Raw genomic sequence first — 15,751 nt, 5'->3', positions numbered from 1 at the left:
TCGTCTTCAGCTGTGAGAGCGGGGGAGGACCCGCGGCAGCGCCGTACTCACAGCGGTCCCACGTGACGGAAGGGTCCGGCGGGGCGCAGTTGTTCCCGCAGCCACTACTCCGTGGCGGCGCGCCGGCGGGTCCGGCGGGGCGAACGCCCCGGCTCAGGCTCGTTCCCGAGCACGTACGAGCAGTCGAGGTGATTCCAGCCACAGCCGCGGCAGACCTCGACGGCGTACACGGAGAACTCCTCCTGCGCGGCGTCCATCCGGGCGAGCTCGGTCGGGGTCTTGGCCTGTCCGGCTGTCGGTCCGAGGTGCTCGCCGTAGACGTAGCTGACCAGCGTCAGGCGCTCCTTGCGGCAGACCGGGCAGACGACGTCGGTCGCCTCACCGTGGTACTTGGCCGCCCGGGAGAGGTAGGGACTGGCGTCGCAGACCTCGAAGAGCCCCGTGCGTCCGGCGTACACGTCGGCGAGGACGGCTCGCCGCTGCAGCGAGTAGTCCACGACGGATCGACGTCCGGGCACGGCGCCAATGTACGCACCGCGACCGACGCCGTCAGCGCTGACGAGCAGGTCCCCGGCGTCCCGGCCGCACCACCGGGCCCTCCGGCCGGCCACCTCACGGACACCTCCCCGTGTCGCGGCGGTCGCCTGTCGATGTATCGTCCCGATACATCGAACCGTGGGGGCGAAGGGGAGGCGACGTGCTCGAGCTCGCCATCCTGGGCCTGCTGCACCAGTCCCCGATGCACGGCTACGAGCTGCGCAAACAGCTCGCACAGGTGCTCGGCGGGTTGCGCAGCATCTCCTACGGCTCGCTGTACCCCGCGCTCAAGCGGCTGCACGCGGCCGGCTACGTCACCACCGACGAGCCGGACCCGCGGGCACCGCTGCCGGCCGACGCCCCGGCGCTGACCGGCCGGCGCGGGAAGGTGGTCTACACGATCACCGCGGAGGGCAAGGAACGCTTCCACGAGCTGGTCAGCCAGACCGGCCCGGAGGCGTACGACGACGGCGGGCTCTTCGGCGTCCGGCTGGCGTTCTTCCGGCACACCGCCGCCGACGTGCGGCTGCGGATCCTCGAGGGCCGCCGCCGCACCGTGGAGCAGCAGCGGGAGGGCCTGCGGGCCTCACTGGCGCGGACCCGCCAGCGCCTGGACCGCTACACCCTCGAGCTGCAGCGCCACGGCCTGGAGTCGGTGGACCGGGAGGTCCGCTGGCTCGCCGAGCTGATCGACCAGGAGCTGACCGACAGCGAGCGGCGACGGACCGGCGGACCCGAGACCAGGGACGCCGACCCGCCCCCGGCAGCGGGATGACCCCGGAGGCGTCGCCACCTCCGTACACGCAGGACCGTCCCCGGTCCGCTCACCGACCGTTCGCGGTCCAATGAAGAAGGAGACCCCTGTGGGATCTGTCAAGGTCGCCATCGTCGGCGTCGGCAACTGCGCCGCGTCGCTCGTCCAGGGCGTGCACTACTACCGCGACGCCGACGAGACCGCCTCGGTGCCCGGGCTCATGCACGTGCGCTTCGGCGAGTACCACGTGTCCGACGTGGAGTTCGTCGCCGCGTTCGACGTCGACGCCAAGAAGGTCGGCCGCGACCTCTCCGAGGCCATCGTCGCCAGTGAGAACAACACCATCAAGATCTGCGACGTGCCGCCCCTGGGCGTCTCCGTGCAGCGCGGCACCACCCTCGACGGCCTGGGCAAGTACTACCGCGAGATGGTGGAGGAGTCCGACGAGGAGCCGGTGGACGTCGTCGCGGCGCTGCGCGAGTCCGGTGCCGACGTCCTCGTCTGCTACCTGCCCGTCGGCTCGCAGCAGGCCGCCGAGTTCTACGCCCAGTGCGCCATCGACGCCGGCGTCGCGTTCGTGAACGCGCTGCCGGTGTTCATCGCCGGCACCCAGGAGTGGGCGGACAAGTTCACCGCCGCCGGCGTGCCGATCGTCGGCGACGACATCAAGAGCCAGGTCGGCGCGACCATCACCCACCGGGTGCTGGCCAAGCTGTTCGAGGACCGCGGCGTGCAGCTGGACCGCACCATGCAGCTCAACGTCGGCGGCAACATGGACTTCAAGAACATGCTCGAGCGCGAGCGCCTGGAGTCCAAGAAGATCTCCAAGACCCAGGCGGTCACCAGCCAGGTCGACCGGGACATGGGCAAGGAGAACGTGCACATCGGCCCGTCGGACCACGTGCCGTGGCTGTCGGACCGCAAGTGGGCCTACGTCCGCCTGGAGGGCCGCGCGTTCGGCGACGTCCCGCTGAACCTGGAGTACAAGCTGGAGGTCTGGGACTCCCCGAACTCGGCCGGGATCATCATCGACGCCGTCCGCGCCGCGAAGATCGCCAAGGACCGCGGCATCGGCGGCCCGATCCTCTCCGCGTCGTCCTACTTCATGAAGAGCCCGCCCGTGCAGTACGACGACAGCGAGGCCCGCGACGCCGTGGAGGCCTTCATCCGCGGCGACGTCGAGCGCTGAGGTCCTGAGCGCCCCGACAGGGCCCGTCTCCCGATCCGGGGGACGGGCCCTGTCGCGTTGCGCGGCCCGACCGCCCCGGCTGCCTACGCTGGGCCGCATGCCGCCGCGCCGCCGTCCGCTGCTCCCGGCCCTGGGGCTGGTGCTCGCGCTGCTCACGGGGTGCTCCGGCGGCGACGAGGAACGGCAGACCGGCGACCCCGTGACCGCGGCCGAGGCCGACGTCCTGGCGCAGCTGCTGGCGCGCAACCAGGACGAGGGCGGCGCGGACGTCGTCGTCACGGCGCCGTACGGCGAGGACACCGTCCTGACCCTGACCGGCGAGGTCGACCTCGCCGGCCGGGTGGGGCGCGCCCAGGCGGTGACCACCTACGGCGACGGCCGCCCCGACGACACCCGCACGCTCTTCTTCACCCCCGAGGCCGTCTGGTTCGGCGACGTGCCGGGGCTCGCCGCGACCCTCGCCGCGGCCGGCCTCCCGGAGGCCTCGTACGTGCGCCGACCGCTGGCCACCGGCGACGAGTCGCCGCTCACCGACGTGCTGGTGCGGCTGGTGCTCAACCTCTCCGCCGAGGAGCCCGACGACCCCGGCGCGTTCCGTGGCACCGACTACACCTGGCAGGGCGAGCGCTCGGTGGACGGCGACCTGACGGCGGTCTACGCGTCGGAGTCGGGCTGGTCGGTGGCCGTGGACAGCTCCAGCGACCTGCTGGTGCAGTTCCTCACCCGGCTGCCCGGCCAGGACCACGACGTGACGGTGACGCTGTCCGACCACGGGCCCCGGCAGATCGCGGTGCCGGCGGAGGAGGAGACCGTCGACGGGGCGGCGCACCCGGAGGTCTCGGCGGCCGTCGGCCTCTGAGGCCGCTGGAGCACCCGGCCCCGGACATGCGGAAGGGGGCGGCCTCTTCCCCAGACCGCCCCCTTCCGAGGGTCTTTCTACCAGATCGGCTGCCCCGGCGCGCCCCTGACCGGCGGATCGTGACCTTCAGTTGACCGACGGGTCGGCCGGTGCCGTGGACAGCACCGCCAGCCGGCCGGTCTGCCGGCCCATGACCCGGCGCCACAGCTCCGGGCCGGCCAGCTCGCTGAGCACGTCGTCCGGGGTGCCGGGCACGCACGCCCACGCCCCCTCGGCGACCTCCCCGGCCAGCTGGCCCGGCGACCAGCCCGCGTAGCCGGCGAACACCCGCAGCCCCTGCACCTGCCCGTCGAGGACGTCGGGCTCGGCGTCGAGGTCGACCAGGTGGACGTCGCCGGCGACCTGGCGCAGACCGCTGTCGGGCGCCGGCGGGACACCGGGGCAGACGGCCAGGCACAGCGCGGTGTCCGTCTCGCACGGGCCGCCCACGTGGAACACCCCGGGCTCGACGGCGAGGTCGCACCAGCCCGGCAGGACGTCGCGGATCTCCACCTGGCTCGGCCGGCCCAGGACGACGCCCAGGGTGCCGGTGTCGCTGTGGTCGAGCACGAAGACGACCGTCCCGGCGAAGGTCGGGTCGGTCAGCGCCGGCATGGCGACCAGCAGCGAGCCCGGGCGGACGTCGTCCAGACCGCCGATGGACAGCGGGGGAACCGCGCCCGCACGGCGTCGTCCCGCCACCGGGCGCGCCGGCGGCCCGGACTCGGGTTCGGACGAGGGCGGGGGAGTCATCGCACCCAGTGTGCCCCACGCGGACGGGGCAGGGTGCCCGCGCCCGCCCGCTGTGGAAGCCCGATCGCGGCCCGTCGTCCACCCTCCGGGACGGGACGGCCACCGTAGGGTGACCGCGTGCGCCAGGCGGGGACGAGCGTGCGCCACCTGCTGGTGCGGCCGGACTTCCGCCGGCTGCTGGGCACGCGCCTGTCCGCGCAGTTCGGGGACGGCGTGGTGCAGGCCGCGCTCGCCGGCACGGTGCTGTTCAACCCGCAGCGCGCGGCCGACCCGCTCGACGTCGCGGCCGGGTTCGCCGCGCTCCTCCTGCCCTACTCGCTGGTCGGCCCCTTCGCCGGCGTCTGGCTGGACCGGTGGAGCCGCCGCCAGGTGCTGTTGCGGGCCAACCTCGTCCGGTGCGCCCTGGTCGCGCTCCTCGCCGGACTGGTGTGGTCCGGCGTCTCCGGCGCGCCGTTCCTGCTCACCGGCCTGGCGGTCTTCTCGGTCAACCGCTTCGTCCTCTCCGCACTGTCCGCGGCGCTGCCCCACACGGCCGACGAGCCGTCGCTGGTGCCGGCCAACGCCCTGTCGACGACCTCCGGGGCGGTGGCCACGGTGGTGGGCGGCGCGGTCGCCGTCGCGCTGCTGCCCCTGGCCGGCGCGGGGGACGGCGCCTACGCGGCGGCCACCCTGGCCGCGGCGCTGCCGTACCTGGTGTCCGCGGGGGTCGTCGCCGGGTTCGGCCGCGGGTACCTGGGGCCGGACACCGCGACCCGGACGGCGTCCCCGTCGGTGCGGGCGGTGGGCGCCGGGATGGTCGCCGGCGCCCGGCACGCGTGGAGCCGCCCGCCCGCCGTCGTCGCGCTCGCCGTGATCACCGCCCACCGGCTGTGCTTCGGCCTGGTGACGCTGATGACGCTCCTGCTGTTCCGGAACACCCTCGACGCGTGGGGGCCGGTGCCCGGCGGGCTCGGCGGGCTCGGGGTGGTCGTGGCCACCGGCGCGGCGGGCACCCTGCTCGCGGCGGCGGTCACCCCGGCGGCGGTGCGCCGGCTCGGGCGGTCCCGCTGGGTGACGCTGCTGCTGGCCCTCGCCGGGCCGCTGCTGGTCGCCCTCGGCCTGCCCGCGCTCCCGCCCACCGTCGTCCTCGCGGGGTTCGTGCTGGGCTTCGTGGGCCAGGGGGTCAAGATCTGCGTCGACGCCACCCTGCAGGAGGCGGTGGACGACGACTTCCGCGGCCGGGTCTTCTCCGTCTACGACACGCTGGTCAACGTCAGCTACGTGGTCGCGCTGGTGACGGCGGCCTTCCTGCTGCCCGCGTCGGGCGTCTCCGCCGGCCTCGTGGTCGCCGTCGGCGCGATCTACGCCCTCACCGCCGTCCTCAGCCGGAGGGCCGGCGGAGGCTGAGGAGCGAGGTTTCCTGCGTTCTCGGCCTCCGCTCAGGCGACGAGGGGAGCCAGTTCCAGCCCGCAGGCGAGTGGCTCCGCGCGGAGGCGCCGGACCGGGAAGCGCAAGAGCGTCACGCGGGCAGCCTGGAGGGCGTTCTGCCGCCGGAGGTCTGCAGCCCAGTCCGGAGCGCTCAGGTGGAATGCCGCCCCGTCGGCCTCGGCGGCCACCCGGTGGCGCCGCCAGTACGCATCGACGAAGTACGTGCCCAGCGGCGTCTCGACCGCCGCGTTCCACTCCGGCTCGGGGACCTGCGCTGCGACGACGGCCCGGCGGAGATCAGCCTCACCCACCGACCGCATCCCCCGCCGCGCGTCGGCGATCGCGGCCTGGAGCCAGGGTGTCAGCCGCCGGGCGAGCGCGGCCGCCTCGTCCTCGAGCTCCCGCACCGTGCACAGGCCGCGCTGGAGGACGTCCGCCACGACGTGGTCGACGTCGGCCCGGCGGCGCGAGGTGATGGCGACGCCGACCGCAGCCCGCGCCGCGGGTGCCACCGGGAGCCGGTCGACGACGAACCCCTCGGCCACGGGACGACGGCTCTGGTGGACCACGAAGCCCCTCGACCTCAGGTGCTGCCCGTGGGGTGTGGTGACCTCCACCAGGCCACCCTCCGGCAGTGAGGCGTAGTCACCTCGAACGCCGGCGACGCGCACCGCTCGCGACGGTTCCTCGATGCGAGCGCCCCACGCCAGCAGGGCGCTGCGATGGGACAGCACCGCAGCCTCTCCCGCGAACAGCAGCGCCGCGTGCCACCGCTCCGTCCGGGTGAGGGGCCCGGAGTGACTGACGAGGACACCCGGGAGCGGTTCCTGCCAGCGACCCGACGCGACGGCGGTCCGCATCCGGTAGGCGCTGATGCCACGCTCCAGCAACAGCTTCCGGGGCGCGACCTGTTGACCTCGGTGGTCGATCGGCTGGAGGTGCACCCGCGCAGGCTGGACCAGGTGGGGCCCGCCTCGCTTCCACCGTCCACAGCGGAGGCTGGAGAGCGAGGATTCCTGCGCCCTCAGCCTCCGCTACACCCTCGGGCGGCCCACCAGGCGCGGAGTTCGGCCTCGGCCTCGTCGCGGTCGAGCGGCCCGCGCTCCAGCCGCAGCTCCTTGAGGTGCTTCCACGCCTCGCCGACCTCGCGGCCGGGCGGGATGCCGAGGATCTCCATGATCGCGTTGCCGTCGAGGTCCGGGCGCACGCGGGCGAGGTCCTCGGCCGCCGACAGCTCGGCGATCCGCTGCTCGAGCGAGTCGTAGGTGGCCGACAGCGCCGCCGCCCGCCGCTTGTTGCGGGTCGTGCAGTCCGAGCGCACCAGCTTGTGCAGCCGGGGGAGCAGGTCGCCGGCGTCGGTGACGTACCGGCGGACGGCGGAGTCGGTCCACTCGCCGCGGCCGTAGCCGTGGAAGCGCAGGTGCAGGAAGGTCAGCCGGGAGACGGCCTCGACGACCTCCTTGGAGTACCGCAGCGCCATCAGCCGCTTGCGCACCAGCTTGGCGCCGACCACCTCGTGGTGGTGGAACGACACCCGCCCCCGCGCCTCGTGACGGCGGGTGGCCGGCTTGCCGATGTCGTGCAGGAGGGCGGCCAGCCGCAGCACGAGGTCCGGCTCGGTCACCGACGCGTCGGCCCGCTCCAGCGCGATCGCCTGGTCGAGCACGGTCAGCGAGTGGCTGTAGACGTCCTTGTGCTGGTGGTGCTCGTCGATCTCCATGCGCAGCGCAGACAGCTCCGGGAGGACGACGTCGGCCAGCCCGGTCGAGACGAACAGCTCCAGCGCCGTCCGCGGGGCGTCCTGCAGCAGCGTCTTGGACAGCTCCACCTGCACCCGCTCCGGTGTGATCCGGGCCAGCTCGCCGGCGAGCGACGTCATCGCCGCGAGCACGTCGTCGTCCGGCGTCAGCCCGAGCTGGGCGACGAAGCGGACGGCGCGCAGCATCCGCAGCGGGTCGTCGGCGAAGGAGTCGACGGCGGCACCCGGGGTGCGCAGCCGGCGCGCCAGCAGGTCACCGAGCCCGCCGTAGGGGTCGGTGACGGTGCGGTCGGGGCCGAGGGAGACCGCCATGGCGTTGACCGTGAAGTCGCGCCGGGCGAGGTCGTCGACCAGCGAGGTGCCCCAGGCGACCTCCGGGTTGCGCGACTCCCGGTCGTACCGGTCGGCCCGGTACGTCGTGATCTCCAGCCGGACGCCGGACACCTCCACGCCGACCGTGCCGAACGCGATGCCGGTGTTCCACGTGGAACTGGCCAGGCCGCGCACCAACTCGAGGACCTGCTCGGGGCGGGCGTCGGTGGTCAGGTCCAGGTCACCGGGGACGCGCGGGCCGCCGGAACCGGCCGCCAGCAGCGCGTCGCGCACCGAGCCGCCGACGAGGTGCACCTCGAAACCGGCCGCGGTGAAGCGCTCGCCGAGCCGGGTCAGCACGGGGGAGACGTCGACCAGCTCCCGCACGGTCTCCTGGACGGCGGGCGGCACCGGTTCGACGACCGGGGGACGACTTGCGGGCTGACCGGACACGACGATCCAGGGTAGTGCCGTGGCGCGCGCTACCCTCCTGGCATGGCTGGGACGGGTGGTCGAGGGCGCCCCGGCCGCCGGTTGCGCCGGGTCGACGAGACCTCCGCCGGGGGCCTGGTGGTCGCTGACGACCCCGTCACGGGGCCGCGAGCGGCGCTCATCGGCCGCACCGACCGCCGCGGCCGGCTCCTGTGGTCGCTGCCCAAGGGCCACATCGAGGAGGGCGAGACCCCGGAGGACACCGCCGTCCGCGAGGTCGCCGAGGAGACCGGCATCGTCGGCGAGGTCGTCGCCCCGCTGGGCATCATCGACTTCTGGTTCGTCGCCGACGGCCGCCGCGTGCACAAGACCGTGCACCACTTCCTGCTCCGCGCCATCGGAGGAGCCCTGTCCGACGCCGACATCGAGGTGACCGAGGTCGCCTGGGTCCCCCTCGACGAGCTCGGTGACCGGCTGGCCTACGCCGACGAGCGCGCCCTCGTCGAGCGGGCACCGGCACTCCTCGCCGACAGCGCGTGAGCGGTCGGCGACCCTTCCGCACCCCTCCCGCGCCGCACCGGGGCCGCACCTGCGGCCGGGCGGCGCCGCTCTGCGCCGTCCTGGTGGGGTTCCTGGCCGCTCCCCTCGTCGGGCTCGGCCCGCTGCCGGCGGCCGCGGCCACGCCCGGCGAGCCCTCGCCGGTGAGCGAGGACGACGCCGCCCGGCCGGTCCAGCTGGAGGTCACCCGCATCGACCCGCGGACGCTGGCCCCCGACGCCGTCGTCACCATCGCCGGCACGCTGACCAACACCGGCAGCGAGACGTTCACCGGCTTGGAGGTCCGTCTGCAGCGCGGCGACCTGCTGGAGAGCCGCGCCGAGCTGCAGGCCACCGACGCCGACCGCGACCCGATGACCGACGTCGCCACGCCGTTCCAGCCCGTCCCCGGGGAGCTGGCCCCCGGCGGGTCGGTCGCCTTCGCGCTCACCACCACCGTCGCCGAGCTGCAGATCGCGCGGGACGGCGTCTACCCGGTGCTGCTCAACCTCAACGGCGCCGCGGCCGACGGCGAGCGCCGCCGGCTGGGGGAGCTGTCCACCTTCCTCGTGCAGCCCCCGGCGCAGCCGGCCGCGGCCACCGGCGTCGCCTGGCTGTGGCCGCTGGTGGAGCACACCCACCGCGACGCCGACGGCGGGTTCGCCGACGACGGCCTGGCCGACGCCGTCGAGGACGGCGGCCGGCTGGACCGGGTGCTGTCCGCCGTCGAGCGGCTGCCCGAGACCGCAGCGCCCGAGGGCGGGGACCCCACCCCGGTGGTGCGGGTGACCCTCGCCGTCGACCCCGCGCTGGTCGAGGAGCTGGAGCTCATGGCCGCCGGTCCCTACGACGTGGCCGGGCAGGACGACGCCGGACAGGGCACCGAGGACGCCGCCGAGTTCCTCGACCGGCTGCGGACCGTCGCCGTCGACCACCCGGTGGTGGCGCTGCCCTACGGCGACGTCGACGCCGACGCCCTCACCGCCGCCGGCCTGCCGGGCGTGGTCATCCGCAGCCTGCCGGGCACCCCGCAGGGGACGGCGCAGGACGACCCCGACGCCTCGACCCCGGCCGCTCCCACCGACGGCAGCACACCCCCGGAGGCGGAGGACGACCCGACCGGCGCCGGCGCGGAGATCCTCCGCGACGCCCTGGGCGTCGAGCCCCGCACCGACCTGGCGTGGGCCGTGGGCGGGTCGGTGCGCCCCGACACGGTGGCCACGCTGCAGGCCGGCGGGGTGCGGGAGCTGGTGCTCTCGCCCGACGGCCTCACCGACGGCACCGCGGCGCTCGGGCTGGACGGCGGCGGCGCCGCGGCCCGGACGGCGGTCCCCGTGGACGGCGGCGAGGTCGACGCCCTCGTCGCCGACAGCGCCCTCAGCGGGCTGGTCGGCGCGGCGTCCCGGTCGACCGGCGGCGCCCGGGTCGCGGAGCAGCGCTACCTCGCCGAGCTGTCCCTGCTGGCGCTGCGGGGCGGGAGCGACCCGGCCGGGCAGACGGTGCTGGTGGCCCCGACCCGCGAGGTCGACCCCGACCCCGGCGGCGCCGCGGCGATGATGGCCGCCGCCGCCCAGCTGCCCTGGCTGCGGCCGGCGACGGTGTCCCAGCTCGGCGACGGGCCGTCGGCGGCCACCGGCGAGCTGGCCTCCCCGGACGCACCGGGCGGGCTGGAGCCCGCGGGCCTGGCCGACGTCGTCACGGCGATCGGCATCCGCGACGACCTCGCCGGCGCGGTGGTCGACGACCCCGGCACCGTCCTGGCGCCCTACGACGCCGCGGTCGCCCGGGCCGTGTCCGCCGCGTGGCGCGACGACCCCGCGGGCTTCGACGCCGGCGCCGCGGACCTGCTGGCCACGCTCGGCCGGCTGCGGGAGCGGGTCACCCTGCTCTCCCCGGCCGAAGGCACCTACAGCCTCGCCTCGGGCGACGCCCCGCTGGTGCTCACCGTCCGCAACGACCTGCCGTTCGCCGTCCGGGTGTTGCTCCGGGTGCAGCCGCGGGGCAACGCGGCCCTCACCGTCGGCGACATCGGCGAACAGGTGCTCAACCCCGGCCAGCGGACGACGCTGCCGGTGCCGGCCGAGGTGCGCCAGTCGGGGCGCTTCGGCGTCGTCGCCACGCTCACCACGCCGGACGGCGGCCCGCTGGGCGACCCGGTGGAGCTGCAGGTGAAGAGCACCGCGTACGGGTCGATCTCGCTGTTCATCACGATCGGCGCCGCCGCGCTGCTGGGTCTGCTGTTCCTCCGCCGCCTGGTGCTGTTCGTGCTCCGCCGCCGGCGGGGCACCGCCGAGCCGGTCGAGCAGCCCCAGCCCCTGCCCCCGACGCGGAGCCCGGTGTGACCGCCGCCGGCCGCGACGAGCGGCCCGTGGAGGAGCGCCGGCGCCGGATCCCGCTGCCACCGGTCCCCCCGGCGACCCGGTCGGGCGCGGACCGGTCCGACCGGGCGGCCGGCCCGCCACCGGTTCCCGGTCCCGGCACGCCGCCCGCGCTCCCGCTGCCCCCGCCGCCGTACCCGCGCACGTCCGCGCCCACGGCGTCCCCCGTGCGGCCGGAGGCGCCTCCGGGGTCCCGGGCGCGGCCGCTGCCCCCCGTGCCGCCCCCGCGGCCGCGCCCGGGACGCTGGGTACCCGGGCCCGACGACACCCAGCTCATCCCGGTGCTGCCCGCGGTGCCGCGCCCGGTCGACGAGTCCGACGAGGACCTCGAGGCCCGGGAGGGGGCGCCCGGCGCCAGCCGCGGCATCCTCCGCGCCGCCGGGACCATGGCCGTGGCCACGCTCGTCTCCCGGGTCACCGGCCTGCTGCGCACGATGGTGCTCGCCGCCGCGCTGGGCGTCGGGCTGGTCAACGACGCCTACAACACCGCGAACACGCTGCCCAACATCGTCTACGAGCTGCTGCTCGGCGGCGTCCTGACCTCGGTGATCGTGCCGCTGCTCGTGCACGCCCAGGAGCGCGACCGGGACGGCGGCACGGCGTACGCCCAGCGGCTGGCCACGGTCGCCGTCGCCGGGCTGGTGGTCGTGACGGCGCTGGCCATCGTGATCGCACCGGCCCTCACGGCGCTCTACGGCATCCAGGGCGACCCGGAGCAGGTCCGGCTGGCCAACTGGCTGGCGCGGATCCTGCTGGTGGAGATCGTGTTCTACGGCGTGGGGGCGCTGGCGCAGGCGATCCTCAACTCCCGCGGGGTGTTCGGGCCGCCGGCCTGGGCCCCGGTGCTCAACAACGTCGTGGTCATCGCCACCGGCGTCCTCTTCGTCGCCGCCACCGGCCCGGGCGACCTCACCCCGGCGACCATCACGCCCGCGCAGGTGTGGCTGCTCGGCGGCGGCACGACGCTCGGCATCGCCGCGCAGGCACTGGTGCTGCTGCCGCTGCTCGGCCGGGCCGGTGTGCCGCTGCGACCGCGCTGGGGGCTGCGGAACACCGGCCTGCGCGAGGCCGGCTCGCTCGGCCTGTGGGTGATCGGGTACAGCGCGGTGAGCGCGGTCGGCGTCGCCGTCGCCACCCGCATCGCCAACGCGGCCGGCCGCGCGGACGGACTGGGCTCCAGCGCCTTCGCCATCGCCAGCCTGCTGTTCCACATGCCCTACGGGATCATCGGCGTGGCCCTGCTGACCGCGCTGCTGCCGCGGATGAGCCGGGCGGCCGCACGGGCCGACGTCCCCGGCGTGGTGCAGGACCTCGGCCTCGGCACGCGCCTGTCGGCCCTCGGCCTGCTGCCGGTCACCGCCGCCCTCACCGTGCTCGGGCCGGCCCTCGCGACGGTGGCCTTCGCCCGGGGCAACACCAGCGTCGAGGAGGCACAGGCCATCGGGACGGCGCTGGCCGTCGGCGCCTTCGGCCTGCTGCCCATGGCGGTCACGCTGCTGCAGCTGCGGGTCTTCTACGCCATGAAGGACGCCCGGACGCCGACGCTCATCCAGCTGGGCATGGTGACCGTACGGGTGCCGCTGCTGCTGCTCGTCCCGGTCGTCGTCGGCCCCGAGCACGTCGTGGCCGGGCTGATGCTGGTCACGAGCATCACCTACGTGGCCGGCTGGGTGCTGGGCCACGTGGCGCTGCACCGGCGGCTGGGAGCCCTGCACGGCCGCGCCACCCTGGGCCCCGTGCTGCGCATCGCCGCCGCCTCGGCCGTGGCAGGCCTGATCGGGTGGGGTGCGGTGCTGGTGACCGAGGACGCCCTCGGCTCGTCGGTGGCGGGGTCGCTCGGCACCCTGCTGGTCGGTACCGTGGTGATCGGCGTCGTGGCCCTGGCAGGGCTGGTGCTCGCCCGAGTTCCCGAGGTCCGTGAGCCCCTGGCCACCGTCAGGGCACGGCTGGGGCGCGGGTGAACACCCCGGCGACGCCCTCGCCGGGGCAACCCAGCCGCCGGCCGGGATGGGAGTGGGGGTCGGCTGCGTCGATGACGTCCACGACCACCGGCCTCCCCGACCGGTACCGCCCGCTCGACGAGGTCGGGCCCGCGGAGAACACCGCCACCGGCGTCATCCGCTGCTGGCGCGCCAAGGACCGCATCCTCAACCGCGACGTCGCCATCCGGGTGCACACCCCCGGCGGCCTGGCCGCGCGCGACTGGATCACCCGCGCCCTCACCGCCGGCGGCCTGGCCACCCCGGCCCTCGCGATGGTGTACGACGCGGCGGAGGGCAGCGGCGGCACCGCCCCCGGTGGCTCGGCCTACGTCGTCAACGAGTGGATCGAGGGGCAGACCCTCGCCGAGCGGCTGGCCGGGGGCCCGATGCCCGAGCGCGAGGCCCGCACCGTGCTGCGCCGGCTCGCCGAGGGCGTGGCCGAGGCGCACCGCGTCGGGCTGGCCGTCGGCGGGCTCACCCCCGAGACCGTCGTCCTGCGGCCCAACGGCCTGGTCGGGCTGCGGGCCGTGCCCGCCGCCAGCGGCACCCTGCAGGGCGACATCGCGGCGCTCGGCGAGCTGCTCGAGTACTGCCTGACCGGCCGCCGCCCCGGCGAGGAGCCGCAGCCCGGGCCGCGTCCGGGCATGGCGCCCGACCTGGCCGCCCTGGTGCGCCGCGCCCGCTCCACCGAGCCCGGCGGCGGTCTGTCGAGTGTGGCGGCGATGGCCGCGCTGCTCGCCGAGCGGCCCCGCGGTCACGTCTCCGAGCCGGTGCGCGGCGCCGACGAGAGCGACAGCGGGTGGCTGCGCCGGCTGCGGGAGCGCCGGGAGGACGACGCCACCGACGACCCCGCGCCCACGATGAACACCACCGGGCCGGGCGCTCCGCGCCGCCTGGACGCCCAGGGCCGCCCGCCGGTGCCGGCACCGCACCCGGTCGACGCCGACGAGGACCTGCTGCCCCTGGCCTCCGGCTTCGGGGTGTACGAGGACGACGACCACGGCTACGACGAGGTGACGCCGGAGCCGGAGGACGACCACGAGCGCTCGCCCGCGCGCCGGCGGCTGCTCGTCATCGGGCTGCCGCTGGCCGCCCTGGCGATCGTGGTCGCGCTGGCCTGGTGGTTCGGCTCCAGCGTGCTGTCGGTGGCCGGCTCGGTCGACGCGGAGGACACCACGTCGCCCCCGCCGGTCAGCAGCGCCCCGCCCGAGGACGACGCGGCCCCCACCCCCGCGGAGGGCCCGCCCGCCACGATCGTCGAGGGCACCGTGCTCGACCCCGGCGGCGACGGCGAGCCGGAGAACGTCGACGAGATCCCGCTGTCCTTCGACGGGGACCCCGCGACCGCGTGGTCGACGCTGACCTACCGCGGCTCACCGGCCTTCGGCAACCTCAAGGACGGCGTCGGCGTCGTCTACGACCTCGGGTCGGAGCAGGCACTGGCCGGTGTCGCGCTCACCACGAACACCCCCGGGGCGACCGTCGAGGTGCGGGCCGGCGAGCGGCCCGACGACGGCCTGGACGGCTTCGACGTCGTCGCCTCCGGCGAGCTGGAGGAGACCACGGACCTCGCGTTCGACGAGCCGGTCACCACCCGCTACCTGCTGGTGTGGGTCACCGGCCTGGTGCCCTCGGACGACGGCTTCTCCGCCGACATCGCCGAGGTCGCGCCCCAGCCGGCCGACTGACTCGCGCCCGGTCGGGTTTTCCGCCCCCTGGAATGCGCCGCTGCTCACGGGGGAATGCGGCTTCTACCATCCACGTTGTGCCGCCCGTGACCTCAGACCACCCGACCCCCGGCCCCGCCGTGACCACCGACGGGAACCCCGCGATCCCGCCGGCGGAGCATGACGGCATCCGTGACCTGATCATCATCGGGTCGGGCCCGGCCGGCTACACCGCCGCCGTCTACGCCGCCCGCGCCAACCTCCACCCCCTGGTGTTCGAGGGCTCCCAGTTCGGTGGCGCGCTGATGACCACCACCGAGGTCGAGAACTTCCCCGGCTTCGCCGAGGGCATCCAGGGCCCCCAGCTGATGATGGACATGCGCCAGCAGGCCGAGCGCTTCGGCGCCGAGCTCGTCGCGCGGGACGTCAGCGAGGTCGACCTGACCGCCGAGCCGAAGATCGTGAAGGTCGGCGACGAGGTCCACCGGGCGCACGCCGTCATCGTCGCCACCGGCTCGAAGTACCGGTACCTGGGCCTGGACAACGAGGCCCGCCTGCTCGGCCGCGGCGTCTCCGCCTGCGCCACCTGCGACGGCTTCTTCTTCCGCGACCAGGACATCATCGTGGTCGGCGGCGGCGACTCGGCGATGGAGGAGGCCACCTTCCTCACCCGCTTCGCCAAGACCGTCACCGTGGTGCACCGGCGCCAGGAGCTGCGCGCCTCGAAGATCATGCAGCAGCGTGCCCAGGAGAACGAGAAGATCCGCTGGGCGCTCGGCAAGCAGGTCACCGACGTCCTCGGTGAGGAGACCGTCTCCGGCGTCCAGCTCACCGACGTGGAGAGCGGCGGCACCGAGACCGTCCCGGTCACCGGCGTCTTCGTGGCGATCGGCCACGACCCGCGCAGCGAGATCTTCGCCGGCCAGCTGAAGCTGGACGACGAGGGCTACATCCAGGTCGAGCACCCGACCACCCGGACCAACATCGACGGTGTCTTCGCCTGCGGCGACGTCGTCGACCACATCTACCGGCAGGCCATCACCTCGGCCGGCACCGGCGCCTCGGCCGCGATCGACGCCGAGCGGTACCTCGCCGAGTCCTTCGGCGAGCGCTGAGCCCGTTCGCCGTCGGGTGATGCGGGGCACC

The 15,751-nt window shown here is 75.3% G+C and carries 13 protein-coding genes; 9 read left to right on the top strand and 4 right to left on the bottom strand.

All coding sequences use genetic code 11. The annotated features are described in order from the left end of the window. Positions 1–104: 104 nt before the first annotated feature. Entirely contained in the window at positions 105–518 is a 414-nt protein-coding gene (locus tag ACI784_RS03015) for a DUF5318 domain-containing protein (RefSeq protein WP_456921875.1), read from the bottom strand. Between the two features lie 179 nt (positions 519–697). Here ACI784_RS03015 and ACI784_RS03010 point away from each other — a divergent pair, with 179 nt between their 5' ends. The 3 genes from ACI784_RS03010 to ACI784_RS03000 all read left to right on the top strand — a co-directional run bounded on the left by ACI784_RS03010 (position 698) and on the right by ACI784_RS03000 (position 3,339). Further along, positions 698–1,312 carry a PadR family transcriptional regulator gene (locus tag ACI784_RS03010; RefSeq protein ID WP_456921874.1) on the top strand — a complete coding sequence of 205 codons (615 nt, stop codon included), beginning with the start codon at positions 698–700 and terminating at the stop codon, positions 1,310–1,312. Positions 1,313–1,400: 88 nt separating this feature from the next. After that, positions 1,401–2,480 carry an inositol-3-phosphate synthase gene (locus tag ACI784_RS03005; protein WP_456921873.1) on the top strand — a complete coding sequence of 360 codons (1,080 nt, stop codon included), beginning with the start codon at positions 1,401–1,403 and terminating at the stop codon, positions 2,478–2,480. A gap of 97 nt (positions 2,481–2,577) precedes the next feature. Next, complete coding sequence (locus ACI784_RS03000; RefSeq protein WP_457012481.1) at positions 2,578–3,339, top strand: hypothetical protein; 762 nt, start codon at positions 2,578–2,580, stop codon at positions 3,337–3,339. A gap of 126 nt (positions 3,340–3,465) precedes the next feature. On the opposite strand, the gene ACI784_RS02995 is transcribed toward ACI784_RS03000, so the two are convergent. Then, the gene (locus ACI784_RS02995) at positions 3,466–4,131 is read right to left on the bottom strand and encodes a YqgE/AlgH family protein (protein WP_456921871.1); all 666 of its coding nucleotides are present in this window, start codon (positions 4,129–4,131) and stop codon (positions 3,466–3,468) included. 117 nt (positions 4,132–4,248) lie between these two features. On the opposite strand from ACI784_RS02995, the gene ACI784_RS02990 reads away from it, so the two are divergent. After that, positions 4,249–5,517, top strand: coding sequence for an MFS transporter (locus ACI784_RS02990; protein WP_457012480.1), 1,269 nt, complete (start codon positions 4,249–4,251; stop codon positions 5,515–5,517). A gap of 32 nt (positions 5,518–5,549) precedes the next feature. Here ACI784_RS02990 and ACI784_RS02985 read toward each other — a convergent pair whose 3' ends face one another. Next, positions 5,550–6,482: a DUF559 domain-containing protein gene (locus tag ACI784_RS02985; protein WP_457012479.1), complete on the bottom strand. Its 933-nt coding sequence runs from the start codon at positions 6,480–6,482 to the stop codon at positions 5,550–5,552. An 80-nt stretch (positions 6,483–6,562) separates the two neighbouring features. Then, positions 6,563–8,062: a CCA tRNA nucleotidyltransferase gene (locus tag ACI784_RS02980; protein WP_457012478.1), complete on the bottom strand. Its 1,500-nt coding sequence runs from the start codon at positions 8,060–8,062 to the stop codon at positions 6,563–6,565. Positions 8,063–8,104: 42 nt separating this feature from the next. Between ACI784_RS02980 and ACI784_RS02975 the strand changes: the two genes are divergently transcribed. The 5 genes from ACI784_RS02975 (at position 8,105) to trxB (ending at position 15,720) form a co-directional block, all read left to right on the top strand. Beyond that, positions 8,105–8,581 (top strand): NUDIX hydrolase, encoded by a 477-nt coding sequence (locus ACI784_RS02975; protein ID WP_456921867.1) that lies wholly within the window; start codon positions 8,105–8,107, stop codon positions 8,579–8,581. Then, entirely contained in the window at positions 8,578–10,920 is a 2,343-nt protein-coding gene (locus ACI784_RS02970) for a DUF6049 family protein (RefSeq protein ID WP_457012477.1), read from the top strand. Before ACI784_RS02975 ends, ACI784_RS02970 begins: the two co-directional genes overlap by 4 nt. A 251-nt stretch (positions 10,921–11,171) precedes the next feature. Beyond that, entirely contained in the window at positions 11,172–12,917 is a 1,746-nt protein-coding gene (gene murJ, locus ACI784_RS02965; RefSeq protein WP_457012476.1) for a murein biosynthesis integral membrane protein MurJ, read from the top strand. A gap of 71 nt (positions 12,918–12,988) precedes the next feature. Continuing rightward, positions 12,989–14,626, top strand: a complete 1,638-nt coding sequence (locus tag ACI784_RS02960) for a protein kinase family protein (RefSeq protein WP_456921864.1) — start codon at positions 12,989–12,991, stop codon at positions 14,624–14,626. A gap of 86 nt (positions 14,627–14,712) precedes the next feature. Further along, a complete protein-coding gene (trxB, locus tag ACI784_RS02955; RefSeq protein WP_457012475.1) occupies positions 14,713–15,720 on the top strand; it encodes a thioredoxin-disulfide reductase in 1,008 nt (335 codons plus the stop codon). Positions 15,721–15,751 lie beyond the last annotated feature (31 nt).

It is taken from the genome of Geodermatophilus sp. SYSU D01186 (assembly GCF_054050215.1).
This window is presented reverse-complemented; position numbering and strand designations above follow the sequence as displayed.

Bases quoted from the DNA above. Each gene is read 5' to 3' on its own strand.
- ACI784_RS02960 (WP_456921864.1), top strand. From the start codon at position 12,989: ATGACGTCCACGACCACCGGCCTCCCCGACCGGTACCGCCCGCTCGAC.
- ACI784_RS03000 (WP_457012481.1), top strand. From the start codon at position 2,578: ATGCCGCCGCGCCGCCGTCCGCTGCTCCCGGCCCTGGGGCTGGTGCTC.
- ACI784_RS02995 (WP_456921871.1), bottom strand. From the start codon at position 4,131: ATGACTCCCCCGCCCTCGTCCGAACCCGAGTCCGGGCCGCCGGCGCGC.
- ACI784_RS02975 (WP_456921867.1), top strand. From the start codon at position 8,105: ATGGCTGGGACGGGTGGTCGAGGGCGCCCCGGCCGCCGGTTGCGCCGG.